Origin of the sequence: Actinomyces sp. Marseille-P3109 (assembly GCF_900323545.1) — a bacterium.
Lineage (GTDB): Bacteria > Actinomycetota > Actinomycetes > Actinomycetales > Actinomycetaceae > Actinomyces.
The window spans coordinates 1-2,160 of sequence record NZ_OOHN01000002.1; the positions used below are offsets into that span (position 1 = coordinate 1).

The window sequence follows — 2,160 nt, forward strand, 5'->3', positions numbered from 1 at the left end:
GCCGGCGTCGGCCCCCGCCGGGTCGGTGCGATCCCCGCCCGCCAGGTGGCGGGGCCACCTCCACCGCCTCCGCCGTCCCCGCCCTCGTCGCCCTCGCCGGTGGCCGGCCGTAGCCACTGGGCGCCGGTACGGGTCCGCACGCTCCCGCCGCCGGCCTCGATCGCCTCGCGCAGCGCGTCGGTGAGCCGGAACAGCCCGCCCTCGACGGCCGCGTCCACGCTCCGCCCGCCCGCGCCGTCCCGGCGGACCCGACGCCGCTCCAGCACCGCCGCCACAGCGGCGCTGAGCGAGCCCAGCTCCGCAGTGGCCCGCCGCAGGCCCGGCACGACGACGTCAGCGGCCAGGTCCGCGGGGTCGGCCGAGTGGATCCCCGCAACGATCGGGCGCACGAGCCGCTCCAGGACGCCGGTCCCCATCCGTGCGGTGACGAAGGAGGCCAGGTCGGCCGGGTCCTCGGGGCCCGTGCCCACGCTCCCGGGCAGGTCGGCGTCCTTCGCGGCCCGCCGAGCAGCGGCCCGCCCGATGATGCTCACGACGTCGGGCTCCAGTGGGTCCGCAGGGATCCCCAGGTAGGCGTCGTCGGGAAACCGGTGCAGCGCCCAGCCGGGCGACTCGTCTCCGTCATCGGTTCCGCCCGCCTCGCCCACGTCGTCACCGGCCTGCGCCAGGGGCGGCAGGAAGAGCCTCGGCCGGCCGTGCGGTCCGGTGGTGCGCAGTCCCAGCTCGGCCAGCATCGAGGTGGCCGCCTCGCCGCGCACGACGAAGCCCTCGGCGCCCAGGTCCAGCCGCGCCCCGCCGATCCGACCGGCCGCGACGAGCCCGCCGGTGTAGCCGCGCGCCTCGACGAGCAGCGGCCGCAGCCCGGCGCGCACCAGGTCCCAGGCCGCCGTCAGCCCCGCGATCCCACCGCCGACGACGAGCGCGTCCCACCGCTGAGCGGGAGTCTGCGGGCTGCCGGGGTCCGTGGGCCGGCCACCGGCCTCGGAGAGGCTCACCGGGGGAGACGCGGTCGAGGACAACTGCGATCCGTCTGCCCGGGCTCCGTGCCGGTCGGGGCCGTCCTGCTCCCGGCACTCGCCCGCCCTGCGGCCCCCGGGGTGCGCCGGATCCGTGGTCATTCAGCGCCCCTCCTGCCCGTGGTGACGCGTCGTGCGGGCCAGTGGCCGTCCTCCGGGACCCCGTGGCGCCTGCCGACCGGGCTCGCGCCGGTCCGGCCTGCCCGCGCTCCGCTGCGCCGTTGCCTCGGTTGGCGATCCCGCGCCCGATCCGGTGACCGTCATTGTCCCCGCTGTCGCGTCCGCACTCGTTTCCGCGACGGCATCCCACCCGGCCAGCGCCACGGCCTCCCAGTCGGCCGAGCCGTGCACCCTCGCCACGATCCGGGTGAGCACGTCCGCCTCGGTGGCCGGCGGCACCCCGTGACCCAGGTTGACCACGTGCCCCGGGGCCGCGCGCCCGGCGGCCAGGACCGCGTCGACCTCCTCGGCCACCAGCGGCCACGGCGCCGCCAGTAGCGCCGGGTCGAGGTTGCCCTGGACGGGGCACGCTCCCGCCTGCGGGTCGGCCTGGGCCAGCGCCTCGATCGCCTCGCCCAGCTCGATGCGCTCATCGATCCCGACGGCGTCGGCCCCCTGCCGCATGAGCCCCAGCAGCCGGGCCGTCCCGGTGCCGAAGTGGATGAGGAGCGGCGCCCGACCGGTCGTGGGGGAGAGGGCGCCCCGGGCCACCTCCAGCGCGAGCCCCGAGTAGGGCGCCACGCGCTCGCGGTAGGTGCGCGGTGACAGTGAGCCCGCCCAGGAGTCGAAGAGCTGGGCCGCGGCCGCCCCGGCGCGTACCTGAGTGGCCATGAACTCGCCGGTCAGGCGCGCGCACCATGTCATGAGCCGGTCCCAGGACTCGGGGTCGGCGCGCATGAGCGTGCGCGCCGCCAGGTGGTCGCGGCTGGGCCGACCCTCCACGAGGTAGGCCGCCAGTGTGAAGGGCGCCCCGCCAAAGGCGAGTACCGGTGTCCACCCCGCCGCCCCGGCGCTGTGCTCCAGCCCGGCGCGCGCCCGCTCGCTCAGCCCCTCGCGCTTACCCGGCGCCTGCGGGCTGCCCAGCTCGACGACGACGCGGCGCACGGCCTCCCCGATCGCCGCCACACCCGCAGCGCCCCCCACC

At 77.9% G+C, this 2,160-nt stretch carries 2 protein-coding genes; both read right to left on the minus strand.

The window, feature by feature from the left end:
* Window positions 1-1,118 (minus strand): protoporphyrinogen/coproporphyrinogen oxidase (locus BQ8008_RS00025; RefSeq protein ID WP_234415137.1); only part of this gene is annotated, 1,118 nt, incomplete at its 3' end.
* Window positions 1,119-2,160, minus strand: a 1,042-nt coding sequence (locus tag BQ8008_RS00030) for a uroporphyrinogen decarboxylase family protein (protein WP_325048074.1), incomplete at its 5' end; no start/stop codon positions are given. It lies immediately after the preceding gene.